This window comes from Pseudomonas fluorescens (genome assembly GCF_002022275.1).
In the GTDB taxonomy this organism is placed as follows: Bacteria; Pseudomonadota; Gammaproteobacteria; order Pseudomonadales; family Pseudomonadaceae; genus Aquipseudomonas; species Aquipseudomonas fluorescens_AJ.
In genome coordinates this window covers 226,390-252,951 of sequence record NZ_MSDF01000021.1, presented here as the reverse complement: position 1 = coordinate 252,951, position 26,562 = coordinate 226,390, and the positions used below count along the sequence as shown (strand labels likewise).

Sequence of the window (26,562 nt, the reverse complement as noted above, 5' to 3'; positions counted from 1 at the left end):
CCACTGTGAGAGCAGTGGGCTTTGTTTTACGAGGTTTATGGGCCTGTCACCCGCGATCCGGGCGCTGGCTCACCTGAAAATCTTAAAACCGTCACCAGCGGTTCGCTGGCAAACGCTTCGTGCAACCTGATCACAGAGCAGGGCACCGAGCCGGAAATGACTCCACCAGTGAAATGCGTATCGGGTTTTTAGGAGCGCTGTAATGCCTGAGATCTATCATTTTTTCCAAACGCTGGTTAACGGCATGACCGTTGGCAGCACCTATGCCTTGATAGCCATTGGCTACACAATGGTTTACGGCATCATTGGAATGATTAACTTCGCCCATGGCGAGGTGTACATGATTGGTTCCTACGTGGCCTTCATCGCCCTTGCCGGGCTGGCCATGCTGGGTATCCATTCCCTGCCGCTGTTGATGACCGCTGCGTTTCTTGCTTCGATCGTCGTAACCAGTGCCTACGGCTACAGTATCGAGCGGGTTGCCTACCGTCCCTTGCGTGGCAGCAACCGTTTGATCCCGCTGATTTCCGCCATCGGCATGTCGATTTTCCTGCAGAACACCGTACTGCTGTCTCAGGACTCCAAGGACAAGTCCATTCCCAACCTGATCCCGGGGAGCTTCTCCTTCGGCCCGGGTGGCGCACAAGAAGTGCTGATTTCGTACATGCAGGTCCTGGTATTCGTCGTCACCCTGGTGGCGATGCTCGGCCTGACGCTGTTCATCTCCCGCTCCCGTCTGGGGCGCGCCTGCCGGGCGTGCGCCGAAGACATCAAGATGGCCAACCTGTTGGGCATCAACACCAACAACATCATCGCCCTGACCTTCGTGATCGGTGCCGCACTGGCCGCCGTCGCGGCGGTGCTGCTGAGCATGCAGTACGGCGTGATCAACCCCAACGCCGGTTTCCTGGTAGGCCTTAAGGCCTTTACCGCAGCGGTCTTGGGCGGCATCGGCAGTATTCCGGGCGCGATGCTCGGCGGGCTGGTGCTGGGTGTGGCTGAAGCCTTTGGCGCCGATGTGTTTGGCGACCAATACAAGGACGTCGTGGCGTTCGGCCTGTTGGTTCTGGTGCTGTTGTTCCGTCCGACCGGCATTCTGGGCCGTCCGGAGGTTGAGAAAGTATGAGCAGATATCTTAAATCGGCGTTTTTCAGCGCCTTGCTGGTATGGGCCGTGGCCTTTCCGGTACTCGGCCTCAAGCTGAGCATTGTCGGGATCAACCTGGAAGTGCATGGCACCGGTCCCACGACCTTGACCATCATCGCCCTGTGTTCGGTGCTGATGTTCCTGCGCGTGTTGTTCACCGAGCAGTTCACTGCCTTGTTCAAAGGCAACCGTAGCCCGTTGGTATCGCCCAAGGTCAGCCAATTCCTGACCCTGCCGCGCACCCAGCGCTACATCATCATCGGCCTGATCGTGGCCGCGCTGATCTGGCCGTTCTTCGGCTCGCGCGGCGCAGTCGACATCGCCACCCTGATCCTGATCTACGTGTTGCTGGGCCTGGGCCTGAACATTGTGGTGGGGTTGGCCGGTCTGCTCGACCTGGGTTACGTGGGCTTCTACGCCGTGGGTGCCTACACCTACGCGCTGCTCTCGCATTACCTGGGCTGGGGTTTCTGGATCTGCCTGCCACTTGCCGGCATGGCGGCGGCCACCTTTGGCTTCCTGCTGGGCTTCCCGGTGCTGCGTTTGCGCGGTGACTATCTGGCGATCGTGACCCTGGGCTTCGGTGAAATCATCCGGCTGTTCCTGCGTAACCTCACCGACATCACCGGCGGCCCCAACGGCATCAGCAGCATTCCCAAGCCAACGTTCTTCGGATTGTCCTTCGACCGCACCGCCGCCGAAGGCATGCAGACGTTCCACGAGTACTTCGGGATCGACTACAACCCGGTGAGCAAAGTGGTGTTCCTGTACTTGGTGGCGCTGTTGCTGGCGCTGGCGGCCTTGTTCGTGATCAACCGCCTGTTGCGCATGCCGATAGGCCGCGCGTGGGAAGCGTTGCGCGAAGATGAAATCGCCTGCCGTGCATTGGGCATGAACCCGACAATCATCAAACTCTCGGCCTTCACCCTCGGGGCAACATTCGCCGGTTTTGCCGGCAGCTTCTTCGCCGCTCGCCAAGGTTTGGTGACCCCGGAGTCATTCACCTTTATCGAGTCGGCGATCATCCTTGCCATCGTGGTACTGGGTGGCATGGGCTCGCAGTTGGGTGTGATTCTGGCCGCGATCGTGATGATCCTGTTGCCAGAAATGATGCGTGAGTTCAGCGAGTACCGCATGTTGATGTTCGGCGCCATGATGGTGCTGATGATGATCTGGCGTCCTCAAGGCCTGCTGCCCATGCAACGTCCACACATGGAGCTGCGCAAATGAGCCGCGAGATCCTGAAAGTCGAAAATTTGAGCATGCGCTTCGGCGGCTTGCTCGCGGTCAACGGCGTGGCCCTGACCGTGAAAGAGAAACAGGTTGTGGCGCTGATCGGCCCCAACGGCGCCGGCAAGACCACGGTGTTCAACTGCCTCACCGGCTTCTACAAGCCGAGCGGCGGCAGCATCCTGCTGGACGGCCAGCCGATCCAGGGCCTGGCTGGTCACGAAATCGCCCGCAAGGGCGTGGTGCGGACCTTCCAGAACGTGCGGTTGTTCAAGGACATGACAGCGGTCGAAAACCTGCTGATTGCCCAGCACCGTCACCTGAACACCAACTTCTTCGCCGGTTTGTTCAAGACCCCGTCGTTCCGCAAAAGCGAGCGCGAGGCCATGGAGTATGCGGCGTACTGGCTGGACAAGGTCAACCTGACCGAATTCGCCAACCGCCCTGCCGGCACCCTGGCCTATGGTCAGCAACGTCGCCTGGAAATCGCCCGCTGCATGATGACCCGCCCGCGGATCCTCATGCTCGACGAACCGGCTGCGGGCCTGAACCCCAAGGAAACCGAAGACCTCAAGGCGCTGATCAGCGTATTGCGTGAAGAAAACAACGCCACGGTACTGTTGATCGAGCACGACATGAAACTGGTCATGAGCATTTCCGACCACATCGTGGTGATCAACCAGGGCACGCCGCTGGCAGACGGGACGCCGGAGCAGATCCGCGACAATCCTGAAGTGATCAAAGCCTATTTGGGGGAAGCGTAAAATGCTGCAATTCGAAAACGTTTCCACTTTCTACGGCAAGATCCAGGCCCTGCACAGCGTCAACGTGGAGGTGCGCCAGGGTGAAATTGTCACGCTGATCGGCGCCAACGGTGCCGGTAAATCCACCCTGCTGATGACCTTGTGCGGTTCGCCCCAGGCCCACAGCGGTAGCATCCGTTATATGGGTGAAGAGCTGGTCGGCAAGCATTCCGCCGAAATCATGCGCAAGAGCATTGCCGTGGTGCCCGAAGGTCGCCGCGTGTTTTCGCGCCTGACCGTGGAAGAGAACCTGGCCATGGGCGGGTTCTTCACTGACAAGGGTGACTTCCAGGAGCAGATGGACAAGGTGCTGCACCTGTTCCCCCGGCTCAAGGAGCGCTTCAGCCAGCGCGGCGGCACCATGTCCGGCGGCGAGCAGCAAATGCTCGCCATCGGCCGCGCGCTGATGAGCAAGCCCAAGCTGTTATTGCTCGACGAACCGTCGCTGGGCCTGGCGCCGATCATCATCCAGCAGATCTTCGACATCATTGGACAGCTGCGCAAGGACGGTGTGACGGTGTTCCTGGTGGAACAAAACGCCAACCAGGCCTTGAAAATCGCCGACCGTGCTTACGTGCTGGAAAACGGCCGGGTGGTGATGCAGGGGACGGGCGAGCAATTGCTGACGGATCCGAAGGTTCGCGAGGCGTACCTGGGCGGTTAACAACCGGTTGCTGGCTGAACCGGATCTAAAATGTGGGAGCGGGCTTGTGTGGGAGCTGGCTTGCCTGCGATGGCATCACTGCGGTGTGACTGACACACCGAGGTGACTGCATCGCGGGCAAGCCCGGCTCCCACACAAGCCTGCTCCCACATTTTTTTGCGTGACGCGAAATTTTTTAAATTATTTTCGTCAGCCGTGTAACGAAATACATCCTGCTGCCTCTAGTGGAGTAAGCAGGCAAACACGCCTGATACCTCAACCCACTGCTGGAGCTACACCATGACTACCAAACTGTCCGCCGCTACCCTGATCCTGGCCCTCGGTTCTGCTTTGAGCCTGTCCGCCATGTCCAACCTGGCCCATGCTGACGACGCAAAAATGGACAAATGCTTCGGCGTCGCTGAAGCCGGCAAGAACGATTGCGCTGCAGGCGCCGGCACCACCTGCGCCGGCACCTCGAAAGTCAAAGACCAAGCCAATGCCTGGAAACTGGTCCCGGCCGGTACCTGCGGCAAAACCACCAGCGCCACCTCGCCGACCGGTTTCGGCCAGCTGCAAGCCTTCACCGCCAAGTCCTGAAACCCTGCGCAACCTGAGTACTGATGATGACGCTTTCACCCCAACACACGGTCTCGCCAGCTCAGGTGCCCGGCCTCCCTTACAGGGCCGGGCTGGGGCTGAAGAACGAGCACTTCATCGAAGTGCTTGAGACTTCGCCCGACATCGGTTTTTTTGAAGTACACGCCGAAAACTACATGGTCGCCGGCGGCCCGTTTCATCACTACCTGGGTTTGATCCGCGAGCAGTACCCGCTGTCGTTGCACGGCGTGGGTCTGTCCATCGGCGGCGAAGGCCCGTTGAACCGTGAGCACCTGGCACGGTTGGCCGCGCTGATCGATCGCTATCAACCCCACTCTTTTTCCGAACACCTGGCCTGGTCCAGCCACGGCCCGGTGTTTCTCAACGACTTGCTGCCACTGGCCTACGATGCCGCCACCCTGAACCGGGTGTGCGAAAACATCGACCAAGTGCAAAGCACCCTCAAGCGGCCAATGTTGCTGGAGAATCCGTCGACTTACCTGCAGTTCCGGCATTCCACGCTGGACGAGACCGACTTTATCAGCGAGATCATCCGGCGCACCGGCTGCGGCCTGTTGCTGGACGTCAACAACGTCTATGTGTCGTGCATCAACCACCAGCGCGATCCGCTTTCCTACATCGATGCACTGCCGTTGCGCGCCGTGGGTGAGATTCATCTGGCCGGTTTTGCCGAAGACACCGACAGCCTCGGCGACCGCCTGTTGATTGACGACCACGGCGCGCCTATCGATAACGCGGTCTGGCAGTTGTACGAACAGGTACTCGCCCGCACCGGCCCGGTGGCCACGCTGATCGAGCGGGATAATCAGGTGCCCGCCTTCAGTGTGCTGCAAGCCGAAGCCCAACACGCCGATTGGCATTTGTTGCAGGTGAACCCATGAGCCATCAAGCAGCGTTTGCCAGTGCTCTATTCACGCCCGACCAGGCATGCCCTGAAGGTATGTTCAGCAGCAATGGCGCCGACCCGGCCAGCCGTTTCGCGGTGTATCGCAATAACGTCCACAGCTCATTGATCAACGCACTAGTGGCCGCGTACCCGGTGACGTTGCAATTGGTGGGTGAGGAATTTTTCCGCGCGATGGCTGGCCTGTTCGTGCAGGCATGCCCGCCTGCCGGCCCGTTGATCAGCGAGTATGGCAGTGCGTTCGCGGCGTATATCGCGGATTTTGAGCCGGCAGCCAGCGTGCCTTACCTGGCCGATATCGCACGGCTGGAGCGGCTGCGCGTGCGCGCCTACCACGCGGCGGATACCCCTGCGCTGGACCAACAGACTGTACTCCAGGCGCTGCAAGGTCAGGCAGACCTGGGAAAACTGCGCCTGCAACTGCATCCCTCGCTTGCCGCCTTGAACTCCGCTTATGCCGTGGTGGCGGTGTGGGCAGCGCACCAGACCGAAGGTGCCATGTCCACGTTGAACCCGTGGCATGCCCAAGGTGCACTGGTGTTGCGCCAGGGCCTGACGGTCAAGGTGTTCGCCATCGACAGTGGCTCGGTTGCGTTTATTAACAGCCTCAACCAGGGCGCAGAACTGGAGATGGCAGTGGCTCACGCCCTCGAAGCCTCTACCGAATTCGACCTGAACCAATGCCTGACGCTACTGATCAGCCACGACGCCATCACCCATTTGCACCCAGAACAAAAGGAATCGCCATGAGCACCGCCCTTTCGAACCCTATCAACCGGGTCATCGCACTGTTCGAGAAAATCCCCTACAGCCTGATCGCCTTTCTCGCACGTTTTTCCATTGCGGCAGTGTTCTGGAAGTCCGGGCAAACCAAGGTCGAAGGCTTTGCGATCGACCTGATCAACGGCACCTTCCAGCTCGGCGTACCCCGCCTTGCAGCCTCCACCGTGCCGCTGTTTCAAAGCGAATACCACGTGCCGTTGCTTTCGCCTGAAGTGGCCGCGCACCTGTCCGCGTTCGCCGAACACTTTTTCCCGGTGCTGATCCTGGTGGGTTTCGCCACACGTTTTTCGGCCCTGGCCTTGATTGGCATGACCCTGACCATTCAGTTGTTCGTTTATCCGGAAGCCTATCCAACCCATGGCACCTGGATCGCGATTTTGCTGCTGCTGGTCGCCAAGGGCCCGGGCCGCCTGTCCATCGACCACCTGATCGCCCGCCGCTACCGTTAAAGACGGTCCAGGGCTTCGCCGCTGCGCTTGAACCAGTCCACCAAATAGTCAGCGAGTACCTGGGTGCGGCGCGGCAGGCCGCCCTGATAAGGGTGAACCAGGTACATCGGCATGCTTCGCGTCTGATAATCACGAAGGAGCCAGCGTAATCGGCCGTCAGCCAGTTCCGCCGGCAACACGTAGGACGGCAAGCGCGCGATACCGGCGCCTACCAGCGCGGCCTTTTTCAACAGGTTGTAATGGTTGGAGGCAAAGGTGCCGCTGACACGCACCCGCAACAGCTCATGCTGCTGGTGATACAGCCATTCCTCGCGCCCGCTGTAATGGCTGTTGAGCAGGCAGGTATGAGTGGCGAGGTTGGCCGGGGTCATAGGTTCGCCGTGTTCCTCAAGATAGGCCGGGCTGGCGCAGGTCATTTCGTGCCAGGCCAGCAGCGGCTTGGCCACCAACCGCTCATTTTCGATAGCCCCCGTGCGCACGCCCAAATCAAAGCCATCACGCGCCAGATCGCGGTAGCTGTTGTTCAGCTCCAGCTCGATCTGAACCTGCGGATATTGCTTTGAGAATTCCAGCAACAAGCCATCAAAGAATGTTTCTCCCAACGAGACCGGAACCGTCATACGCACCGGCCCGGCCAGATCATCCTTGAGCCGCGCCAGTGCCTGACGAGCTCGGTCGACTTGTACTACAAGCGCCTGGGCCTGGGGCAGCAACGCCGCTCCGGCAGCAGTCAAGCTGAGCTTGCGCGTGGTGCGGTGCAGCAACACCACGGAAAACTGCGCTTCCAGCTGGCTGATGCGCTTGGATAGCTGGCCCTTGCTGCAACCCAACTGCTCGGCGGCCAAGGTAAAACTGCCAGCTTCGATCAGGACGGCAAAGGCCGCCAGGTCATCCATCTCGCTCATGGATTGTTTCCATTTGAAAACCAAAGGTTGCCTATTAGCACGTTTATCCGCTTAAAAAGCCACTCTAGACTGACTCCTCACTTACCCCCTGGAGAAACAGCACGATGAAAATCCTATTGATTGGTGCCAGCGGCACGGTCGGCTCAGCGGTCAAGGCGGAACTGGCGCAGCGTCACGAGGTGATCAGCATCGGCCGCAGCAGCGGCGACTTCCAGGTGGACATCAGCGACAGCGCCTCGATCCGCACGCTGTTCGAACAGACCGGCAAGTTTGACGCGCTGGTCTGCGCAGCCGGCAGTGTTAACTTCGTGGCACTGGGTGACATGAGCGAAACCGACTTTGAACTGGGCCTGCGCGACAAGCTGATGGGCCAGGTCAACCTGCTGCTGATCGGCCGCGAATACGCCAATGACGGCGCCTCGTTCACCTTCACCAGCGGCATTCTCAACCGCGACCCGATCCGCACCGGCGCATCGGCCGCGCTGGTCAATGGTGCGCTGGATGCCTTCGTCAAAGCGGCGGCGATCGAGCTGCCACGGGGCCTGCGCGTGAACTCGGTGAGCCCGACCGTGCTGCTCGAAGCCATGGGCAGCTATGCGCCGTACTTCCGTGGTTACAAACCGGCACCGGGTGCTGATGTGGCACTGGCTTATGCGAAAAGCGTCGAGGGCTTACAAACAGGTCAGACTTACATCGTTGGTTGAGCGGCAATCGCCTCACGTGAGAACCGAGACAACCATTCCACCACCAGCGCGCGCGGGGCAGAAAATCTGAATGCCCCGCCCAGTTGGCTTTGAACCCTGACCGTACTCAACCGATAACCGTCGACGTAGAATGTAACGTCCTTTTGGTAGGCAAGCAGCGTGATGGATTTAGTTCTTGCCATCGCCTCAGGGCTCAGTGAGACGTCCACGTCAACAAAGGCCGGGGAAGAGTTCTCGGCTTTCTTGAGTACCACGGAAATTTCCGTGAAGTCTGTGGCTGACGAATAAACGAGCCGGGCGGGCTCATCTGCAAGGGCAACATTCGCCCAGAGCAGTAGCGTCCAGATGCTCCACCTGATATTCATTTTTGTCTCCGATCCAAAGGCGTCAACACTCCCACGAACCTCCACAACTGAGTGTAGGAAACGTCCCGATTAGCAACGCTCTGTTTCCCATCATTGGGGAACAAGCAGTTCAAACGGTGACCTGCACTTGTGATGCAGCGCCAGCCTGCGTAACGTGGCGGCACTTGTTTGGAGACCCGATAAATGCGTGCCGCCCGTACCCTCGTTCTATGTGCCCTGCTGCCCCTGTTCGCCGCTTGCCAGGTTTTCGAAAGCGAGCCAGCCAAGCCCTCTACCGTCGGGATGACCCGTATGCAGGGTGAATTGACGGCCGTCGGCGGCAAGCTGCTGTTCCAGCCTTGTGGCGATCAGCGTAACTATGTGGTCAACGACACCGGTGGCACCAGCGTGCTGCAGGAAGCCGCCTCCCTTGCCGGCCAGCAAGGCGCTCTGTTTGCCGACCTGCGCGGCAAGTTTTCCGGGGTTGCCGCCGGCACTCAGGGCTCGGTGGACCTGCAACAGCTCTACCGCGTCGAGCGCTCCACCTCGGCCTGTAACGACCCGGACTTCAAGCGCATGATCCTGCGCGCCAACGGCCACAGGCCGGCCTGGGCGATGAACGTCACGGCCAAGGGCATGGTGCTGGAGCGCGAAGGCCAGCCGCCACTGGCGGTGCCGTATGTGGAAGAGCAAATCGGTGACGGCCGCTTCAACCTGATGACGGAAGCCAACAACCAGCACGTCGAGTTGTGGGTAGCCCCGCAGCGTTGCGTCGACCCGGTCAGCGGCAGCCTGCAACACATGACCGCCGAGCTGCGCGTCAACGGCCAGGTACAGCGCGGTTGCGCGGCGTTTGGTGGTTCACGCGACGACTGATTGCCCGCCCAGCTGTTTTAACCTGACGGAAAACCGCCTTTGGGGCTTATAATCGCCGGTTTGCAAAACAGCCGGCATCAAAGCCCGCCGCCTACCGGACCCTGTCATGTTACGAATCACCGAACTCAAGCTGCCCATCGACCATCCCGAAGAAGACCTGCGGCCTGCCATCGTGCAGCGCCTGGGCATCGCCAGTGATGACCTGCTCGATTTCACCCTGTTCAAGCGCAGCTACGACGCCCGTAAAAAGTCGTCGGAGCTGTGCTTCATCTACACCGTCGACCTGAACGTAAAAGGCGAAGCCGACCTGCTGCTCAAGTTTGCCGACGACCGCAACGTCAACCCGGCGCCGGACGTCAGCTACAAAGTGGTCGGCCAGGCGCCGGAAGGCCTGGTCGAACGGCCGATCGTGGTGGGGTTTGGTCCGTGCGGCATCTTCGCCGGGCTGCTGCTCGCGCAGATGGGCTTCAAGCCGATCATCCTTGAGCGCGGCCGCGAAGTGCGCCAGCGCACCAAGGACACTTGGGGCCTGTGGCGCAAAAACGTGCTCAACCCCGAGTCCAACGTGCAATTCGGTGAGGGCGGCGCCGGAACCTTCTCCGACGGCAAGCTGTACAGCCAGATCAAGGACCCGAAATTCCACGGCCGCAAAGTGCTGCACGAGTTCGTCAAAGCCGGCGCGCCGGAAGAGATCCTCTACGTCAGCAAGCCGCACATCGGCACCTTCCGTCTGACCGGTGTGGTGGAACACATGCGCCAGCAAATCATCGCCCTCGGCGGTGAAGTGCGTTTCGAACAGCGCGTGACCGACGTGCTGATCGAAGATGGCCAGTTGAACGGCGTAGTGGTCGACGGCGGCGAGCAAATCCTCTCCAAACACGTGATCCTTGCGCTGGGCCACAGCGCCCGCGACACGTTCCGCATGCTCCACGGCCGTGGCGTGTACATGGAAGCCAAGCCGTTCTCGGTGGGTTTCCGTATCGAGCACCCGCAGTCGCTGATCGACGCCGCGCGCCTGGGCAAGTATGCCGGGCACCCGAAACTCGGCGCTGCCGACTACAAACTGGTGCACCACGCCAAGAACGGTCGCTCGGTCTACAGTTTCTGCATGTGCCCGGGCGGCACAGTGGTTGCCGCGACCTCCGAGCCAGGCCGCGTCGTCACCAACGGCATGAGCCAGTACTCACGCAACGAGCGCAATGCCAACTCCGGCATCGTGGTCGGCATCACGCCCGAGGTGGACTACCCGGGTGGCCCGCTGGCGGGGATCGAGCTGCAGGAGCGCCTGGAGTCCCACGCTTACATCCTCGGCGGCAGCAACTACGAAGCCCCGGCGCAACTGGTGGGTGATTTCATCGCCGGCAAACCGTCCACGGCCATTGGCAGTGTGGAACCGTCCTACAAACCGGGCGTGGCGCTGGGAGACTTGGCCCTGGCCTTGCCGGACTTCGCCATCGAAGCGATCCGTGAAGCGCTGCCGGCGTTCGAGAAGCAGATCAAAGGCTACTCACTGCACGACGCCGTGTTGACCGGGATCGAGACGCGTACGTCGTCGCCGCTGCGGATTACCCGTAACGAATCGATGCAGAGCTTGAACGTGAAAGGCCTGTTCCCGGCGGGTGAAGGCGCAGGGTATGCCGGTGGGATTTTGTCGGCGGGTGTGGACGGCATTCGGATTGCCGAAGCGTTGGCGCGGGATATGTTGGGCCTGGAGGCCTGACAGCTTTATTACCGGCGACCCCTATCAAATGTGGGAGCTGGCTTGCCTGCGATAGCGGAGTATCAGTCAATGTGTTTATTGACTGAACCACCGCCATCGCAGGCAAGCCAGCTCCCACATTTGGTTTTGCAGGGTGTCAGATGTTGGCGCGCAATACAGTTGCCGGCAACGGCTCACCCCGCTCCACACTGGCCGCAACAGCCGCGATCAACTCATCCAGTTCGTAGCCTTGCGCCTTGAGCCACGCCTGATCGTAATAGGTAGTCGCATACCGCTCGCCCCCATCACACAAGATCGCCACGATCGACCCCGACTCTCCCGCCGCTTTCATCTGCTGCGCCGCCATCAGAGCGCCAATCAGGTTTGTCCCGCTGGAACCCCCAACCCGCCGCCCCAGCCGCTCAGCCAGGTAATGCATGGCCGCCAGCGAAAGGGCATCCGGGACTTTGACCATCGCATCAATCACGTTCGGCAAAAATGACGCTTCTACGCGTGGCCGACCGATACCTTCAATGCGCGAACCGCAGTCCAGACGCAGGCTGGCATCGCCGGTCTGATAAAAGTCGAAGAATACCGAGCGCTCGGCGTCGGCACACAGCACGCGCGTGCAATGCTGGCGATAGCGCACATAACGTCCCAGGGTCGCCGTAGTGCCGCCCGTGCCAGGGCTGGAAATCAGCCAGCTCGGCTCGGGGTAGTGCTCGAAACGCATCTGCTGGAAGATCGACTCGGCGATGTTGTTGTTCGCTCGCCAGTCGGTTGCGCGCTCGGCATAGGTGAACTGGTCCATGAAATGACCGCCACCTTCCTTCGCCAGGCGCTCGGACTCGGCGTAGATCTGCGTCGGGTCTTTCACCAAGTGGCTCTTGCCGCCGTAAAAGGCGATCTGGTCGATCTTCGCCTGGGACGTCGTGGCCGGCATTACCGCGATAAACGGCAGGCCGAGCAAACGTGCAAAGTACGCCTCCGAAACCGCCGTGGAACCACTGGACGCCTCAATCACCGGTGCCCCCGGCTTAAGCCAGCCGTTACACAGGGCGTACAGGAACAACGACCGCGCCAACCGGTGCTTCAGGCTGCCGGTAGGGTGACTGGACTCATCCTTGAAGTACAACTCAATACCCGGCAAACCCGGCAATGGCAGCGGGATCAGGTGAGTGTCGGCGCTACGCTGGAAGTCCGCTTCGATGATGCGAATGGCTTCGCGGGCCCAGGTACGGTGGTCATTCATAAAGGGAGTCTCTAAAGATTTCAGCCCTAATTTTAGGGGGTTTCCTACACTGCACACAGATACAGTGACGCCTCAAATAGGCACACAATTGCCAGGCTTCGGCGCCGCACCCTATCTGCTCATCTCTTATAACAAATAAGAATATAACTTTTGTTTTAACAACTAACGGTACGGGTTAGGGTACCCACCTATTGAACCTGGATTGGAGAGCATCTCGTGCCTCTGCGTAGCACTTTCACCCGTTTCTTCCAACTGGAAGCCGCCAGCGGTCTGCTGTTGATCGCCGCTGCGGCCTTGGCGCTGATCATCAACAATTCACCGTTGTCGCACCTGTACAACGCCTTTCTCGACGTGCCCGTGGTTGCGCAAATCGGCGCCGTGAAAATCGCCAAACCCGCGCTACTGTGGATCAACGACGGCCTGATGGCCCTGTTCTTCCTGCTGATTGGCCTTGAGGTCAAACGCGAGCTGCTCGACGGCCACCTGTCGAAACCTTCGCAAGTGGTCTTGCCCGGTGCGGCGGCGATTGGCGGCATGGTGGTTCCGGCGCTCATCTACTGGGCGATCAACAAGGACTACCCCGCCGCACTGTCCGGCTGGGCAATTCCCATGGCTACCGACATCGCCTTCGCGCTGGGCGTGTTGGCCTTGCTGGGCAAGCGCGTGCCGGTGTCACTGAAGCTGTTCCTGATGACCCTCGCCATCATTGACGACCTTGGCGCAATCATCGTGATCGCGGTGTTCTATTCCAGCGATCTCTCAGGCGCCGCCCTGGCCGGTGCAGGCGCGTGCTTGATTGCCTTGATCGCGATGAACCGCCTGGGCGTGATCAAGCTTGGGCCCTACCTGATCATCGGCCTGATCCTGTGGGTGTGCGTGCTCAAAAGTGGTGTACACGCCACGTTGGCCGGTGTGACGCTGGCGTTCTGCATCCCGATGCGCACCAAGAACGCCGAACCGTCGCCGCTGCTCACACTGGAACACGCCCTGCACCCATGGGTGGCTTACGGCATCCTGCCACTGTTCGCCTTTGCCAACGCCGGCGTGTCGCTGACCGGGGTCAGCGTAGAGAGCTTTACCCACCACGTGCCCATGGGCATCGCTGCCGGCCTGCTGATCGGCAAAACGGTCGGCGTATTCGGCCTCACCTGGCTCGCCGTCAAAACTGGCCTGTCAGCGTTGCCGAGCGGAGCCAATTGGGGCCAGGTGTTCGGCGTGGCGATCCTGTGCGGCATCGGCTTCACCATGAGCCTGTTCGTCGGCTCCCTGGCGTTTGTGCCGGGCGTCAGCGAATTTGCGGGCGAAGACCGCATGGGCATTCTGACCGGGTCTATCCTGGCAGCATGCATTGGTTATGCGGTGACGGCGATGGCGAGTCGCAAGAAGGCCTGAGCCCTTGGCAGGAGCCGATAATCGGCTCCTGCTCTATCCCCCCTCATTTAGCTCATTCCTTACCATTTCACAGAACCGCCCTACATCCCCCCTCTCCTGCTTCCAATAACGTCATGGTCCCGGCTTTCGCGTCGGGGTTCGTTATGCAGAACGCCAGGAGGGCACGATGAAAAACAATAAGCCAATGGTCTGGCGATGCTACGGGACCGGCACCGGTGGTTATCGCCTACTGGAACCGATGAATGAGGCTGAGCTGGCGGCGCACAAAGCGGCAGATCAACAAGATCATAGAGAGATGGTTAACCGGCGGGTCGCGCAAGAGGCACGTCTTCAGATCAAACCACCGCTCACACCTCAGCCCATGCCGGGCTGCGTGTTTAGCAAGTCCTGCCACTTGCCGGACGCCATCATTGATTATCACAACCCAACCGGTTATGTGCCCCTGGATCGCCTCGCCGACTATGGCGAATATGCATTGTTGGGGGGGCGTGAAGTAGACGATTCAGGCCTGCTGCCTCTTGGCAAAATCAGTGGCAGCACACTACCCGCCGGGCTCGGAGCACTGGCGCTGGGCGGCACCGCGACTGCAGAAAGTATCGCGGCAACCGCCACGGTGGGCGCCAGCACTGTAGGCGCAGCATTCCTCGCAGGTCTCATTGCTTTGGTCTGGCCCTCCAGCCTTGGTGACAGCGCGCTTTACACCGAAGAGCAACTGCGCTCCATGACGAGAGCGCGAACACGGTTTCGCTTGCATATAGAGCAACGAGACGACGGCACACTCAAAGGATATGCCTTCTACACCGGGAAGAATCGCGACTGGGAAATGGTCGATGTAGTGCAATTTCAGATGCGAGGAACGCAATACGTTACGGACTTGGGAGACGGCATCGAGCTGGTCTGGACACCTGCCGTTGACCCCAGCGATACCCTGGGTATACCGGCACTGCAGGCCGCACCCTCCACACCGCACATATGGGTGTACCCCGCAAACGACAAAGCCGCGAACATCATCGTCGACCCGATCTACCCGCCGGAATACAAGGATTTCATCCTGGTATTTCCAGCAGACTCGGGGGTTAAACCGCTTTATATCGTCGTAAGCTGGAAGTATGAAGATGCGCCCTACCACGGCAGGAAGGGAAACGCCGTAAAAAGCAAAAGACCTGCAAATGGTCTGGATGCGCTGAACGACTCGATACAGGTAAAGCCAACTGAACCTCGCAGAGTAGGTATCGATCCTCACACCAAGGAGTTCGTGGTCATTGACCTTTCAACAGATGACACCTATCACGGTCATGTAAGGTCGTGGGACGCACTTCACCAAGACATGAAAAACGCGCTGATAAAGGCAAACAAAACCAACAGAAAAGGGAAAATTTTAGGAGTGGAGAAATAAACATGCGTTATCACGACCCAGACTTGAGCCGCGATGAGGCCATCAGAGACCTCGCCACTGGCGACACTGACAAAGCAACAACGGCATTGATTTCTATCGGACTGAATGAAACAGATGGTATCTGGGCTCAAGATACCTGCTTGAAGTATATGGATGACGACAACCCTATGATTGCATCGGCGGCGATCGTCGCGATTGGACACATAGCCCGTCGATTCGGCGCACTGGATATGGAAAAAGTTTCTCCTGCATTGCAGCAGGCGGAGCGAAAAGCGCCCTCCCTTAGAGGTGTCATAGGGAGTGCGCTGGACGATATCGAGATGTTCACATAACACTTACCCCGACCGGCTACACGGTTGGGTGTTGTTTTGCAGCAGCACCGTAGGTATGCCCTAAAGACTTCCCCCCTCCCGCCGACTATCTGTTGTGGCGATCTCACTTTCCCTCCCCGGGATACCCGCCCGTCCTTACTCCCCAACGCGTTTCAGCCCGAGCGACAGCCCATGTTCCTGAGAAATATAAGAATCGCAGCCAGAGCCTTCATCGGCTTCGCCGCTATTGCGTCGCTGAGTGTGTTTCTCGGCCTGTTCGCCCTCAAGCAGATTGGTGAAGTCCAGTCCCAGGCCACTGACATTCAGAACAACTGGATGCAACGCGTGAGGTTGTTGGCGCTGGCGAATGCTTCGCTCGACCGTTTCCGCCTGGGCGAAATGGCACACATTCTGTCCTCAAGCGATGCGGATATGCAGACCTACGAAGACAAATCTGCCGGTCGCTTGAAAGCCGTCAAGGAGCAGTTGGGCCAGTACGCAGCGCTACTGCGTACCCCGGAGGAAAAATCACGCCTCGAGGTGTTCAACCAGAGCCTCGATGGGTACGCGAAGAACCACACCGAAATGCTCAAGCGCTCGCGCTCGGGTGATAAGGCCGGCGCCCGCGACTTTCTCAACAGCATCCGGGAAAGTTATGAGCAGATGACCAAGAATTTCGACCAGTTGATCGACCTCGCCAACAAAGGCGCAGAGCAGGCTGGCCGGACGTCCGAAGGCGCTTACCAGCACGCGGTGAACGGTATCGCGATCGTCATTCTGCTGGTGAGTGCCGGCACTGTGCTGGTGGCGTGGCTGCTGACACGCAGCATCACCGGGCCGATCAATGAAGCGGTGCGGGTGGCGGAAACCATCGCCAAGGGCGACCTTACACAGCCGATCAACCCGACGGGCAACGACGAAGCCACGCGCCTGCTCAGGGCACAGGAAACCATGCGTAACAACCTGGTGCAGACGCTGCGGCAAATCACCGGTTCATCCAGCCAATTGGCCGCTGCGGCCGAAGAGTTGAACGCCGTGACCGCCGAAGGTAGCCGCGACTTGCAGCAACAGCATGGAGAGATCGAGCAGGCAGCCACCGCTGTTACCGAAATGACCACCGCCATTGAAGAGGTCGCGCGCAATGCTGCATCGACTTCAGACCTGTCGCAGGAGTCGCGAAGCATCGCGCTGAAAGGCCAGCAGCGCATGGTCGAGGCGTTGAATTCAATCCAGGCGCTGACTCGCGGGGTTGAACTCAGCTCCGGGCAGGTCGGCGGCCTCGCCGAACAAGCCAAAGGGATCGGCAAAGTACTGGATGTGATCCGCACTATCGCCGAGCAAACCAACCTGTTGGCGCTGAACGCCGCCATCGAAGCCGCCCGCGCGGGTGAGGCTGGCCGGGGGTTTGCCGTAGTTGCCGACGAAGTGCGCGCCCTCGCCCATCGCACCGCCCAGTCGACTCAAGAAATCGAGCAGATGATCGGCAGCATTCAGACCAACACCGCCAGCACCGTCAATACCATGCTCGACAGCAGCAACATGACGCAGCAAACGCTGAGCTTGGCCGAACTGGCGCAACAAGCGCTGGCGGATATCCTGGCAGCCAACGATGAGATCAACGACCGCAACCTGGTGATTACCACGGCGGCGGCGGAACAGGCTGATGTTGCCAGGGCGGTGGATCGCAATTTGCTGAACATTCAGCAATTGTCGGTTCAGTCGGCAGAAGGCTCGACTCAAACGACGGCGGCTTCGCAATCACTGGCGAGCCTGGCGCATGAGTTGAATACGATGGTGAAGCACTTTCAGGTTTGACGTGGCCGTGTAAAAACCAAAAAGCCGCCTCGGCTTAAACCGAAGCGGCTCCACTTCTCAAACCTTACAGGTCATCAAAGCTGTCCCGCAGAAATACCCACACATGATAAAAGCGCAGGGCATTCACTGCGAGGTTCCACGTACGTCGTGCAAACTTCGACATACTCGGCCCTCCGTGAGTTGGGCCTTACCTCCAGCGCACTTACCGGAACATGTGAGCCTTCGGATACAGGTCATTGTTTCCTGTGAGGCGGCCGGGTTGATGGTCCAACTGCATGGATCCGGCACGGGTTGCAAGCCCGTGGCAGTCGGTCCGAATTCTCCCGCGTACCCAACCAACTCACGCAACAAATTAACGTGGAACGGAAGCAATATTAACTTAGCGTCCGCGTCGAAGGTGTGTCGAACGTGGCCCGGATCTCTCGCTCCACGCTTTAAAGTCTGTTGCTGAATTTTGCAAAAAAATCACCAAAGAAACGCGAGAAGTATCGATTGCCGATTATCGTCTTATCTTGCGCGATGCTTGGGTCGACAGTACTATTCGGTTCAGGTCATTGTTTCCTGTGAGCACGCAACTCCAGCCGCAAACTGGAATTGCAAAAAAAAACGCCTCTACTGAGGCGTTTTTTTTGCCCGGATTTTTGTCTATGTGAAATAACGCATCGCGAAACGCTTGGGCAACCCGATCCCCCAAAACCAAAAACCCCCAACCAGTCACCCGGTTGGGGGTTTTGTGTTTCTACACCTGACGCTTAACGCGTAACGCGGCTGGTACCGTTTACCGTCATGATGCGTACGCGGTCGCCGATGCGGAAGATTTCGTTCTCTTCAACCGCCTGGACGTAGGCACGCATGCTGCCGTCGTCTTCGCGAACGGTGATTTCCACGCCTTGGGTGCGGGTCAGGCCTTCTTCGGTGGCCGAGCCCAGCAGGCCACCGGCTACGGCGCCGATCACTGCGGTCACGATGCTGCCACGACCGCCGCCGATGGCGCTGCCGCCAACGCCGCCGATGACTGCGCCGGCAGCGCCGCCGATTGGGGTCTTGGTGCCTTCGATTTTCACGGGACGCAGGGATTCAATGGTGCCCATGCGAACGGTTTGTACACGACGCGCCTCGTCACGGGAGTACGAGTCGCCGGTCAGACTCGAGGCGCAGCCACCCAACAGCAACGACAGGGTGGTAAAGCAGGCAACTAGTAAAACGGACTTACGCATAGCTTCAACTCCAAAGGACAGGTAATCATTAGACGCTGCGGCTTGGCGCCTGTCACGGCAAGCCAGGCAGAAAATTGCTTTCATTCAGCCTTAGTACAGACTGCCAGCACCAGAAAACTCGACGAACGGTAGCACTCAACTTGTTCCAAATAATGTCATGGCCGCACGCTCATTGTAGACGCACAGCAGCGTACGCCGAAGTCTCTTGAGTAAGGACTTCGGCGTGGCCTGCAACATTCAGGAGAGATGACGAATGGTGAAGCTCAGGGCGCCAGGCGCTCGCGCGTCCATTCGCCCGCTTGCAGGCGGTAGTTGAGGCGGTCATGCAGGCGGCTGGCGCGGCCCTGCCAGAACTCGATGCGCTCAGGTAGCAGACGGTAGCCACCCCAATGCTCGGGGCAATCGGGTTGGGTATCGCTGAAGCGTTGTTCGGTGGCCTTGAGCAGTTCGTGCAGTTCTTCGCGGTCACGGATGACTTTGCTCTGCGGCGACGCCCAGGCCCCCAGGCGGCTGCCCAACGGCCGCACCTGATAGTAAGCGTCCGACTCTTCAGGCGTGACCTTCACGACCCGCCCTTCGATGCGCACCTGGCGCTCAAGGGTTGGCCAGAAGAACGTCATGGCCGCGAACGGCTGCGCGGCAAGCTGTTCGCCCTTGGCACTCTGATAGTTGGTGAAGAAGGTAAAGCCCTGCGCATCCAGGCCCTTGAGCAGCAGGATGCGGCAATGCGGGCGACCGTCAGCGTCGACCGTGGCCAGCGTCATGGCATTGGCCTCCACCGGCGGCTGCTCGGTTTTCACCGCATCGCCAAACCACTGGTGGAACAAAGCAAACGGCTCGCCCGGGGCTTGCGCCTCGCTCAAACCGTCCCGTGTATAGTCACGGCGCATATCGGCGAGTGCCTCGGTCATGCGGCTTTATCCTTCTGGTTCAACAAATCAGTTTTTTGCCTGGTCATTTGCAGCGGGGGCGTCAGCCTTCGGTGCAGGTTTTTTCGCGGCAGGCTTGGCGGCGGCTTTTTTGGCTGCAGGTTTGGCGGCGGCTTTTTTGACCGGCGCTTTCTTCGCAGGCGCAGCTTTCTTCGCTGCCGGTGCCGGCACAGGCGCTGGCGCAGTTTGTACGGCGACCATTTCAGCAACCGGCGGTTTGCCGGAATTGTATTTGTTCAGCAACGCCAGCATGGTGGTGCGCTGGGTGAACATGATTTCCATGCGACGGTTCAGGGCGCGGCCCTGGTTGCTGTCGTTGGCGGCGCGTGGCATCAGGTCACCCATGCCGCGCAGCATCAGGCGATCCTGCTTCAGGCCGCTGAGGCTGAAAATCGATGCAATGGACTGCGCGCGTTCGCGGGTCAGGGCCTGGCTTACCGGTTCTGCACCCGTGGTGTCGACGTGACCCAGTACAAGCACGGCAGTCTTCGGGTCGCCTTCAACAGCTTTGGCGACGCGAGTGAAAGGGCCCAATGTGACCGGCAGCAACATCGCCGGGCGTTTCGGGTTGTAGGAGCCGTCTACCGGCGCAATCACTACCAGAACGTTTTCGCGACGTTCCAGTTGCAGGTTGCTGTCCTTGATGGCGGCGCGCAGGCGCGGCTCATAGTCGTCCAGCCAGGCTTGGGTGATTTTCGGGTCAGGCATCGGCACATTGGTCACGTCGACCTTGGCCAATGGTTTTGGCTTGTTTTCGAACGGCCACCACCATTTGGTATCGGTGTCGGTCTTGGCGACAGCAGGCGCAGCCTCCGCAGGGGCGGCAGGGGTTGCGGCCTTGAGGTCGGCTTTCAGGTCAGCCTTGGCATCGGCGGCCTTTTCGTCGGCGCTTTTGGAGGAGAACGGCCACCAGCTGGAGCCGGTGTCAGCCTTGGCTACCGGTGCAGGTGCAGCGGCGGCGGCGGCAGGCGCTGGAGCGGCAGCAGCGGCCACTGGGGCAGCGGGCTTGGCGGCAGCGGCAGCGGCGGAGACCGGCGCGGCAGGCTTGGCGCCAGCGGCGGGTTGGGCATCCGGCTTGGCGTCGGTTTGGGTCACTGCGTCCTTGGTAGCAGCCTTGTCAGATCCAAATGACCACCAATGCCCGCCTTCGGCATCATTTTGTGGAGTTTGTGCGCAGCCAGTAATAGTAAGGCACAGCGCCAGTGCCAAGGACTTGTTCGATAACATGAGATATCCACAAAATGAGAAAAAACCAGGGGGTCTGGGTGACCCGTTAAACAGACGCTTACAGAACATTAAAGTTACAAAATTTCGTTCAGCGTCTTCTTATAGTTGCCTTTGTAACAAAAAAACGTGAAACAGCAAGCGCTTTACAGACAACCGGCCAATATTCCGACCAACTTCTGTGCACGCGGGTCCATAAGTACGTAAGGCCCCAGTGTATTAGTCACGAAACCAAATGCTACATCATGTTCCGGATCGGCAAACCCCACAGAACCACCAGCCCCAGGGTGCCCAAACGCACGCGGGCCAAGGCCGAACGTGGCGTTGGGCAATTGCGGTTGATCCAACATGCAGCCCAGACCAAAACGGGTCTGGGTCAATAATGTTTTATCCGGCCCGATACTGTGTTCACGTGTCAATTGTTCGAGCATGTCGCTTTCCAGCAAACTACCGTCCAACAATCCGCTATAAAAACCCGCCAGGCTGCGCGCATTTCCGTGACCATTTGCCGCTGGCTGCTGCATGCGCCGCCATTCAGGCTTATTAGTGCTGGTCAGAATAGACGGCGGGTTGGCAAATGCACGGGTAGTCATTGCCGCCGGTTCACGCATCATTACTTGCAATAAACGCTGTGCGGCTTCATCGCCCATATTGCCTTTGCTGCGCGCTATATGGGCAACACGGTGAAACTCTTCGTCCGCCAGGCCTACATGGAAGTCCAGGCCCAATGGCCGCGCGACCCGCGCCACAATGGATTCCCCCGGCCCACGCCCGTCGGCGCGGCGCAGCAATTCACCGACCAGCCAGCCATAGGTGATGGCTTCGTAGCCATGCCCTTCGCCCGGTGTCCACCACGGGGCTTCGGCCGCCAGGGTGTCAACCATCAATTGCCAGTCGTAGAGGGCTTCGGTGGGCAACATCACGCGGATCGCCGGCAACCCGGCCTGATGGCAGAGCAACTGGCGCAGGGTGATGGCTTCTTTGCCCGCCGCTGTAAATTCAGGCCAGTAATCGGCGACCGGCGCGTCGAGTTTCAACTTGCCCTCGGCCACCAATTGCAGGGCCGTGACGGCGGTGAAGGTCTTGGTGCAGGAAAACAGGTTGACGATGGTATCGCTGTGCCAGGCTTCGGCGCCGTCCTTGTCGGCAGTACCGGCCCACAGGTCGACGACCGTTTCGCCGCCGATCTGGATGCAGAGCCCGGCCCCACGCTCCTGCGGGTCATCGAACAACGCGGCGAACGCCTCGCGTACCGCTTCGAACTGGAGCTCGTAATGACCCTGAATCTGCACCTAAGCCGCCTCGGAAAACGCTGTAAGAAATGGCGGCCATTGTTCCAGCCATTGCAGGTTTTGTGAACCCGTCAAACATGAATCAATGGCCATTTCCAGAGTGCCCGCCGGCATGCCCGGCGCCCTGCCCCGCGCCTTTGCCGTCATGCCCGGCTTTACTGCCTTCACTTTCACGCACGGTGCTGGCCGCCTTGGCTTTTTCTGCCTCTTTGCCCAATTGGTCGACTGCCGCCAAGTTGCTTTTACGCACACTGTCGACAAAACCCTGGAAAGGCACATCGGTAATGCCGACCAGGCCGAAGTGGCCGTTTTCTCCATCCAACAGACGCCCGGTCACCGGCTGGTCCAGGTACTGGAACCAATGCACGCCGACAATCGACGGCTCAGCCATGGCCTGCTTGAGGAAGTTGCTGTACGCCGCGCCGCGATCTTCTTCACGCGCCAATTGCGTCACGCCGCCCCAGAACGGGCCGCGATCCGCCGAGCCGAAGTTGAATTCGGTGATCAGCACCGGTTTGTCCAACGCGCGCAACGCGGCGAAGTCATAACCGTCCTGCGGCTTGAGGGTGTACATGTTGAAGCTCAGCACATCGCAATATTGCGCGCAGGACGCCACAGCTTCCGGGGTGCTCACGGCGTAACGTCCACCCAGCAGCAACTGATTCGGCGCATGCCATTTCAGCGAGTCGGAGATGGTCTTGAAGTAAGCATCGGCGAAAGTCTTCTGGAAGTATTTGAAGTCGGCTTCGATTTCCGGGTGCTCAGGGCTCGGCATCGGCGGCTCGAAACCCGGGTCTTCCATCAATTCCCAACCCGCCAAGTGAATGCCCCAGGCTTTCGACAGGCCCTCTTCGTTGCGGTATTTGTCACGCAGTTGCTTGAGGAACGCGCGCTTGGCCGGTACGTCGGTGGTCATGCGCAGGGTGCCGTAGGCCAAGGCGTAACGGGATTTCGGATCGTCACCCGGCCCGGCCCAAGCCAGTTCGTTGTCGGCGAAGTAGCCGATCAGCCACGGGTCATCACGGTGGTCGCGGGCCGCAATGGCCACGGCACGCTCGGTGGCCATGGCAAAGCGCGGGTCGAACGGGTCAGGCATGCCGCCCCACCAATCGGTGCCGGTGCTGATGCTCGCGTAATCGCCGACGATCGACAGCGGCAAGGTGTAGGGCACGCGGTCGGCGGTGGCCAACCCTTCGTCGCTCCAGTTACCCACGGTGTTGAAGCCCCAGGCTTGCAGACGGTCAAGGGTGTGGGTCACCCAGCGCTTCTGGTCGAACCCTTCGCCACCGTAGGTGCGCTGCAGGTTGGCGCCGTAGAAATCGTACCAACGGCCCACGTTGAAACTGCGGCCCTGGTCGGCACCGTTGCCGCCACGGTTGTCACCTCGGCCGTAGTATTTGTCGAACGGCTCGCCCGATTTGGGCAACGCGGCAAACATCCACTCGCGCCCGGCCACATAGGTCTGGTTGTTGTCGGGAGCGACGGTGTTGACGCCCAGGGAGTAAAACGGATGACCTTCCGGCGTCACGAGGTACCAGCGGCCATCGCGCTTCTCGGTGCGGAAAAAACCACTGGCCTCGAACGCAGGGCCTTTGTTCCAGCCGCCGTATTGGTCCAGGGATGATTTGTCACGCTCAGCCAGCCAGCCCTTGAGCTGTTGTTGCTCCTTGGTGGCGGCGGCCTTGAGTTGTTCGTCGCTGCTGACTTTTTCCGGCCAGCGCGCACGAGTGGACTGGCCATACGCATCCACCAATTCGCTGTAGGCTGCCTTCACCACCGGCTCAATGTCCTGCACACCGAAGCGCTCCAGCAGGATGCTTTGCGCTGCATTGGGCTTGATCATCGACAGGGTCACCGACGCCACCTGGCTGCGATCGATTTCCCCGGCACTGCTGCCCAGCAACACACGCTGACCGTCCACGGTAATGGGCATCGGCGGGCCAGCCTTCATGCCCTGGCTCAGCGGCGACTGGGCTTGCAGCGGAATCAACAGGGTTTGCGCCGGGCCAGCCGGCAGGTCGATGCGGCTGACCAGCGTCTTGCCGTCCGTACTCTGCACCTTGACGTACAGGGTCAGCGCCCAGTCCATGGCACTCTGAATGCGCAGGCTCATGGCGCCCGACTGCGACCAGTCCCAGGTACCGGCCTGCGGGCTGAGCACCAGGCTCGGTTCGGCGGCCGGGTTGAAAGTGATGCGGCGCAGCACCTCGCCCTCGGCGGTTTGTTCGGCGTTGTACTGCGGCAGGCTGGCGTCCTGAGTCGCCACCTTGACCACATCGGCAGGCCGGACGAAATTGAACAGCGTTTGTTGCCCCGCCGGCGCGGCCATCAAAGGCGCGGCAAACAACAGGGCAAAAAGGGCGGGCAGCGTGCGAATCATACGAGCAAGGTTCTCCCAAACGGCCGATAAATGGCCTGATGACATAAAGCGTTGGCAGTGAGATAGACCACGAAGTGGGCGAATTCGCCCACGGTGGCTTAAGAAATTTCGCGCCTGAAGGGCGGCAAGGCATTGAGGATAGCTTTGCCGTAGCGCTGGGTGACCAAACGGCGGTCGAGCAAGGTGATGGTGCCCCGGTCTTCTTCGGTACGCAGCAAGCGCCCACAGGCCTGGACCAGCTTCAGGGAAGCGTCCGGCACCGAGATTTCCATGAACGGGTTCCCGCCCCGTGCCTCGATCCACTCGGCCAGGGCGGCCTCGACCGGATCATCCGGCACCGAAAACGGAATCTTGGCGATCACCACGTGCTCGCAGTAAGCGCCGGGCAAGTCCACGCCCTCGGCAAAACTCGCCAGGCCGAACAGCACGCTGGAATCCCCACCATCAACCCGCGCCTTGTGCTTGTTCAGGGTTTCCTGTTTGGACAGGTTGCCCTGGATAAACACTTGCTTGCGCCAGTCGCGGTCGAGACCGTCGAACACGTCCTGCATTTGTTTACGCGAGGAGAACAGCACCAGCGTGCCGCGCGAACCCTCGACCAATGACGGCAGGTCTCGGATGATCGCCGCCGTGTGCGCAGGCGCGTCCCGTGGGTCGGCCTTAAGGTCCGGCACCCGCAGCACACCCGCATCGGCGTGATGAAACGGGCTCGGCACCACGGCGGTGACGGCTTTTTTCGGCAGGCCGGCACGCATACGGAAACGGTCAAAGGTGCCAAGGGCCGTCAGCGTGGCCGAGGTCACCAGGCAGCCGTAGGCCACGTTCCACAGGTTGCGACGGAGCATTTCCGCCGCAAGGATCGGGCTGGCGTTGACCTCGATATCAAACAGCGCACCGCTTTCCGACAGGGTCAGCCAACGCGCCATCGGCGGGTTGTCTTCCGGGTCTTCAACGGTAAACGCCGTCCACAACTCCCAGTTGCCCTGGGAGCGCGACAACAGGCTGCCGAACAGCGGGTACCATTCTTCGGCCTGGTTGCTGGCGATGCCGATGTTGACCTCGCCGTCCATCCCCTCTTTCAGCAGGTCGGTCAGGCGGGTGAACAAATCTGTCAGGCGTGAAAAGCCCTTCTTCAGCTCGATGCCCATTTCGCGCATGTGCTCGGGGATCAACCCGCCGACGAAACGGTGGCGCGGGCGCTCACGGCCTTCCACGTCTTCGCCCGGCTTGAAGTCGGCGACCTGCTCGCAGGCGCTGAACATGAACTGCTGCTGGGTCTTGATCTCCCGCGCCAGCTCCGGCACCTGCTCGATCAACTTGCCCAGGTCACCCGGTAGCGGGTGCTGGGCCAGCAGCTTGGTGAGGTTCTTCGCGGTGGTTTCCAGCCAGTCGGCGGTGGAGCGCAGGCGCGTGTAGTGGGCGAAGTGGCCGATGGCCTTGTCGGGCAGGTGGTGGCCTTCGTCGAACACGTAAAGGGTGTCGCGCGGGTCCGGCAGCACAGCGCCGCCGCCCAGGGCCAGGTCGGCCAGCACCATGTCGTGGTTGGTGACGATCACGTCGACTTTGCCCATGCCTTCGCGGGCCTTGTAGAAGGCGCACTGGCCGAAGTTCGGGCAATGGCGGTTGGTGCACTGGCTGTGGTCGGTGGTCAGACGCGCCCAGTCGGCGTCTTCCAGGGCGGTGGGCCAGCTGTCGCGGTCGCCGTCCCATTTGTTGCCGGCGAGTTTCTCGATCATGCTGGTAAACAGCTTCTGACTGACCTCATCGACTTCGATCTTGAAGCCTTCTTCTTCGAACAGCGAAGCCGTGGCGGTTTGCGCGTGGCCTTCCTGCAGCAACACGTCGAGCTTGGACAGGCACATATAACGGCCACGGCCCTTGGCCAGGGCGAACGTGAAGTTCAGGCCGCTGTTGCGCATCAGGTCCGGCAAGTCTTTGTAGACGATCTGCTCTTGCAGGGCGACGGTAGCGGTGGCGATCACCAGGCGCTTGCCGGCCGCCTTGGCAGTCGGGATCGCGGCGATGCTGTAAGCCACGGTTTTACCGGTACCGGTGCCGGCTTCAACGGCCACGATCGCGGGTTCACCCTCGCGGCGGCCTTCGTCGTCGGTGTCGATATCCCCGAGGACCTTGGCCACTTCGGCGATCATCAGGCGTTGGCCGTAGCGCGGTTTCAAGCTCTTGGCTTCGAGAAAACGCGAATAGGCGCCCTGGATCGTGGTTTTGAGTTCAGTGCTGATCATGGAT

24 protein-coding genes are annotated in these 26,562 nt (G+C 60.1%); 15 read left to right on the top strand and 9 right to left on the bottom strand.

The genetic code is table 11. The features are described from left to right. Positions 1 to 202: 202 nt before the first annotated feature. The 8 genes from livH to BFW87_RS18370 all read left to right on the top strand — a co-directional run bounded on the left by livH (position 203) and on the right by BFW87_RS18370 (position 6,579). Positions 203 to 1,126 (top strand): high-affinity branched-chain amino acid ABC transporter permease LivH, encoded by a 924-nt coding sequence (gene livH / locus BFW87_RS18405; RefSeq protein ID WP_017479358.1) that lies wholly within the window; start codon positions 203 to 205, stop codon positions 1,124 to 1,126. Then, positions 1,123 to 2,376, top strand: a complete 1,254-nt coding sequence (locus BFW87_RS18400) for a high-affinity branched-chain amino acid ABC transporter permease LivM (RefSeq protein ID WP_078741163.1) — start codon at positions 1,123 to 1,125, stop codon at positions 2,374 to 2,376. The genes livH and BFW87_RS18400 overlap by 4 nt, the downstream gene beginning before the upstream one ends. Continuing rightward, on the top strand, positions 2,373 to 3,140 hold the full coding sequence (gene livG, locus BFW87_RS18395) for a high-affinity branched-chain amino acid ABC transporter ATP-binding protein LivG (protein ID WP_078741162.1): 768 nt from the start codon (positions 2,373 to 2,375) through the stop codon (positions 3,138 to 3,140). Before BFW87_RS18400 ends, livG begins: the two co-directional genes overlap by 4 nt. 1 nt (position 3,141) lies before the next feature. After that, positions 3,142 to 3,843, top strand: coding sequence for an ABC transporter ATP-binding protein (locus BFW87_RS18390; protein ID WP_078741161.1), 702 nt, complete (start codon positions 3,142 to 3,144; stop codon positions 3,841 to 3,843). Positions 3,844 to 4,122: 279 nt separating this feature from the next. Continuing rightward, positions 4,123 to 4,422: a BufA1 family periplasmic bufferin-type metallophore gene (locus BFW87_RS18385; RefSeq protein WP_078741160.1), complete on the top strand. Its 300-nt coding sequence runs from the start codon at positions 4,123 to 4,125 to the stop codon at positions 4,420 to 4,422. 23 nt (positions 4,423 to 4,445) lie between these two features. Continuing rightward, positions 4,446 to 5,324, top strand: coding sequence for an MNIO family bufferin maturase (gene bufB, locus BFW87_RS18380; RefSeq protein ID WP_078741159.1), 879 nt, complete (start codon positions 4,446 to 4,448; stop codon positions 5,322 to 5,324). Continuing rightward, a complete protein-coding gene (locus tag BFW87_RS18375; protein ID WP_078741158.1) occupies positions 5,321 to 6,097 on the top strand; it encodes an HvfC/BufC N-terminal domain-containing protein in 777 nt (258 codons plus the stop codon). Before bufB ends, BFW87_RS18375 begins: the two co-directional genes overlap by 4 nt. Then, positions 6,094 to 6,579 (top strand): DoxX family protein, encoded by a 486-nt coding sequence (locus BFW87_RS18370; protein WP_078741157.1) that lies wholly within the window; start codon positions 6,094 to 6,096, stop codon positions 6,577 to 6,579. The genes BFW87_RS18375 and BFW87_RS18370 overlap by 4 nt, the downstream gene beginning before the upstream one ends. On the opposite strand, the gene BFW87_RS18365 is transcribed toward BFW87_RS18370, so the two are convergent. After that, positions 6,576 to 7,484 carry a LysR family transcriptional regulator gene (locus tag BFW87_RS18365; RefSeq protein ID WP_078741156.1) on the bottom strand — a complete coding sequence of 303 codons (909 nt, stop codon included), beginning with the start codon at positions 7,482 to 7,484 and terminating at the stop codon, positions 6,576 to 6,578. The genes BFW87_RS18370 and BFW87_RS18365 overlap by 4 nt on opposite strands. Before the next feature lie 104 nt (positions 7,485 to 7,588). Between BFW87_RS18365 and BFW87_RS18360 the strand changes: the two genes are divergently transcribed. Next, complete coding sequence (locus BFW87_RS18360; protein WP_078741155.1) at positions 7,589 to 8,188, top strand: short chain dehydrogenase; 600 nt, start codon at positions 7,589 to 7,591, stop codon at positions 8,186 to 8,188. On the opposite strand, the gene BFW87_RS18355 is transcribed toward BFW87_RS18360, so the two are convergent. Beyond that, the gene (locus BFW87_RS18355; RefSeq protein WP_176159770.1) at positions 8,173 to 8,553 is read right to left on the bottom strand and encodes a hypothetical protein; all 381 of its coding nucleotides are present in this window, start codon (positions 8,551 to 8,553) and stop codon (positions 8,173 to 8,175) included. The two genes, BFW87_RS18360 and BFW87_RS18355, sit on opposite strands and share 16 nt — an antisense overlap. 183 nt (positions 8,554 to 8,736) lie before the next feature. Here BFW87_RS18355 and BFW87_RS18350 point away from each other — a divergent pair, with 183 nt between their 5' ends. Further along, positions 8,737 to 9,408 carry a COG3650 family protein gene (locus BFW87_RS18350; protein ID WP_078741153.1) on the top strand — a complete coding sequence of 224 codons (672 nt, stop codon included), beginning with the start codon at positions 8,737 to 8,739 and terminating at the stop codon, positions 9,406 to 9,408. Between the two features lie 106 nt (positions 9,409 to 9,514). Then, entirely contained in the window at positions 9,515 to 11,128 is a 1,614-nt protein-coding gene (locus BFW87_RS18345) for an NAD(P)/FAD-dependent oxidoreductase (RefSeq protein WP_078741152.1), read from the top strand. A 136-nt stretch (positions 11,129 to 11,264) separates the two neighbouring features. On the opposite strand, the gene BFW87_RS18340 is transcribed toward BFW87_RS18345, so the two are convergent. Then, positions 11,265 to 12,359, bottom strand: coding sequence for a PLP-dependent cysteine synthase family protein (locus BFW87_RS18340; protein ID WP_078741151.1), 1,095 nt, complete (start codon positions 12,357 to 12,359; stop codon positions 11,265 to 11,267). A 216-nt stretch (positions 12,360 to 12,575) separates the two neighbouring features. Here BFW87_RS18340 and nhaA point away from each other — a divergent pair, with 216 nt between their 5' ends. The 4 genes from nhaA to BFW87_RS18320 all read left to right on the top strand — a co-directional run bounded on the left by nhaA (position 12,576) and on the right by BFW87_RS18320 (position 17,273). Beyond that, entirely contained in the window at positions 12,576 to 13,751 is a 1,176-nt protein-coding gene (gene nhaA / locus BFW87_RS18335; RefSeq protein ID WP_078741150.1) for a Na+/H+ antiporter NhaA, read from the top strand. 166 nt (positions 13,752 to 13,917) lie between these two features. Beyond that, complete coding sequence (locus BFW87_RS18330; RefSeq protein WP_078741149.1) at positions 13,918 to 15,147, top strand: S-type pyocin domain-containing protein; 1,230 nt, start codon at positions 13,918 to 13,920, stop codon at positions 15,145 to 15,147. Beyond that, a complete protein-coding gene (locus tag BFW87_RS18325; RefSeq protein ID WP_078741181.1) occupies positions 15,144 to 15,479 on the top strand; it encodes a hypothetical protein in 336 nt (111 codons plus the stop codon). The genes BFW87_RS18330 and BFW87_RS18325 overlap by 4 nt, the downstream gene beginning before the upstream one ends. 171 nt (positions 15,480 to 15,650) lie before the next feature. Next, a complete protein-coding gene (locus BFW87_RS18320) occupies positions 15,651 to 17,273 on the top strand; it encodes a methyl-accepting chemotaxis protein (protein ID WP_078741148.1) in 1,623 nt (540 codons plus the stop codon). A gap of 752 nt (positions 17,274 to 18,025) precedes the next feature. Here the strand turns inward: BFW87_RS18320 and BFW87_RS18315 are convergent. The 6 genes from BFW87_RS18315 to dinG all read right to left on the bottom strand — a co-directional run bounded on the left by BFW87_RS18315 (position 18,026) and on the right by dinG (position 26,558). Continuing rightward, positions 18,026 to 18,490, bottom strand: a complete 465-nt coding sequence (locus tag BFW87_RS18315) for a glycine zipper 2TM domain-containing protein (protein WP_056857494.1) — start codon at positions 18,488 to 18,490, stop codon at positions 18,026 to 18,028. 263 nt (positions 18,491 to 18,753) lie between these two features. Next, entirely contained in the window at positions 18,754 to 19,401 is a 648-nt protein-coding gene (gene pdxH / locus BFW87_RS18310) for a pyridoxamine 5'-phosphate oxidase (protein WP_078741147.1), read from the bottom strand. 27 nt (positions 19,402 to 19,428) lie between these two features. Next, positions 19,429 to 20,646 (bottom strand): OmpA family protein, encoded by a 1,218-nt coding sequence (locus BFW87_RS18305; protein ID WP_078741146.1) that lies wholly within the window; start codon positions 20,644 to 20,646, stop codon positions 19,429 to 19,431. 143 nt (positions 20,647 to 20,789) lie between these two features. Continuing rightward, positions 20,790 to 21,935, bottom strand: coding sequence for a serine hydrolase domain-containing protein (locus tag BFW87_RS18300; RefSeq protein WP_078741145.1), 1,146 nt, complete (start codon positions 21,933 to 21,935; stop codon positions 20,790 to 20,792). Between the two features lie 82 nt (positions 21,936 to 22,017). Continuing rightward, positions 22,018 to 24,315: a beta-galactosidase gene (locus tag BFW87_RS18295; RefSeq protein WP_078741144.1), complete on the bottom strand. Its 2,298-nt coding sequence runs from the start codon at positions 24,313 to 24,315 to the stop codon at positions 22,018 to 22,020. A gap of 98 nt (positions 24,316 to 24,413) precedes the next feature. Next, complete coding sequence (gene dinG, locus BFW87_RS18290; protein WP_078741143.1) at positions 24,414 to 26,558, bottom strand: ATP-dependent DNA helicase DinG; 2,145 nt, start codon at positions 26,556 to 26,558, stop codon at positions 24,414 to 24,416. Positions 26,559 to 26,562: the final 4 nt, after the last annotated feature.

Bases quoted from the DNA above. Each gene is read 5' to 3' on its own strand.
- BFW87_RS18360 (WP_078741155.1), top strand. From the start codon at position 7,589: ATGAAAATCCTATTGATTGGTGCCAGCGGCACGGTCGGCTCAGCGGTC.
- BFW87_RS18330 (WP_078741149.1), top strand. From the start codon at position 13,918: ATGAAAAACAATAAGCCAATGGTCTGGCGATGCTACGGGACCGGCACC.
- BFW87_RS18315 (WP_056857494.1), bottom strand. From the start codon at position 18,490: ATGCGTAAGTCCGTTTTACTAGTTGCCTGCTTTACCACCCTGTCGTTG.
- BFW87_RS18355 (WP_176159770.1), bottom strand. From the start codon at position 8,553: ATGAATATCAGGTGGAGCATCTGGACGCTACTGCTCTGGGCGAATGTT.
- BFW87_RS18365 (WP_078741156.1), bottom strand. From the start codon at position 7,484: ATGAGCGAGATGGATGACCTGGCGGCCTTTGCCGTCCTGATCGAAGCT.
- BFW87_RS18385 (WP_078741160.1), top strand. From the start codon at position 4,123: ATGACTACCAAACTGTCCGCCGCTACCCTGATCCTGGCCCTCGGTTCT.
- livH (WP_017479358.1), top strand. From the start codon at position 203: ATGCCTGAGATCTATCATTTTTTCCAAACGCTGGTTAACGGCATGACC.
- dinG (WP_078741143.1), bottom strand. From the start codon at position 26,558: ATGATCAGCACTGAACTCAAAACCACGATCCAGGGCGCCTATTCGCGT.
- BFW87_RS18375 (WP_078741158.1), top strand. From the start codon at position 5,321: ATGAGCCATCAAGCAGCGTTTGCCAGTGCTCTATTCACGCCCGACCAG.
- bufB (WP_078741159.1), top strand. From the start codon at position 4,446: ATGATGACGCTTTCACCCCAACACACGGTCTCGCCAGCTCAGGTGCCC.
- BFW87_RS18390 (WP_078741161.1), top strand. From the start codon at position 3,142: ATGCTGCAATTCGAAAACGTTTCCACTTTCTACGGCAAGATCCAGGCC.
- BFW87_RS18305 (WP_078741146.1), bottom strand. From the start codon at position 20,646: ATGTTATCGAACAAGTCCTTGGCACTGGCGCTGTGCCTTACTATTACT.
- BFW87_RS18400 (WP_078741163.1), top strand. From the start codon at position 1,123: ATGAGCAGATATCTTAAATCGGCGTTTTTCAGCGCCTTGCTGGTATGG.
- BFW87_RS18295 (WP_078741144.1), bottom strand. From the start codon at position 24,315: ATGATTCGCACGCTGCCCGCCCTTTTTGCCCTGTTGTTTGCCGCGCCT.
- BFW87_RS18340 (WP_078741151.1), bottom strand. From the start codon at position 12,359: ATGAATGACCACCGTACCTGGGCCCGCGAAGCCATTCGCATCATCGAA.
- BFW87_RS18345 (WP_078741152.1), top strand. From the start codon at position 9,515: ATGTTACGAATCACCGAACTCAAGCTGCCCATCGACCATCCCGAAGAA.
- pdxH (WP_078741147.1), bottom strand. From the start codon at position 19,401: ATGACCGAGGCACTCGCCGATATGCGCCGTGACTATACACGGGACGGT.
- BFW87_RS18370 (WP_078741157.1), top strand. From the start codon at position 6,094: ATGAGCACCGCCCTTTCGAACCCTATCAACCGGGTCATCGCACTGTTC.
- BFW87_RS18320 (WP_078741148.1), top strand. From the start codon at position 15,651: ATGTTCCTGAGAAATATAAGAATCGCAGCCAGAGCCTTCATCGGCTTC.
- BFW87_RS18350 (WP_078741153.1), top strand. From the start codon at position 8,737: ATGCGTGCCGCCCGTACCCTCGTTCTATGTGCCCTGCTGCCCCTGTTC.
- livG (WP_078741162.1), top strand. From the start codon at position 2,373: ATGAGCCGCGAGATCCTGAAAGTCGAAAATTTGAGCATGCGCTTCGGC.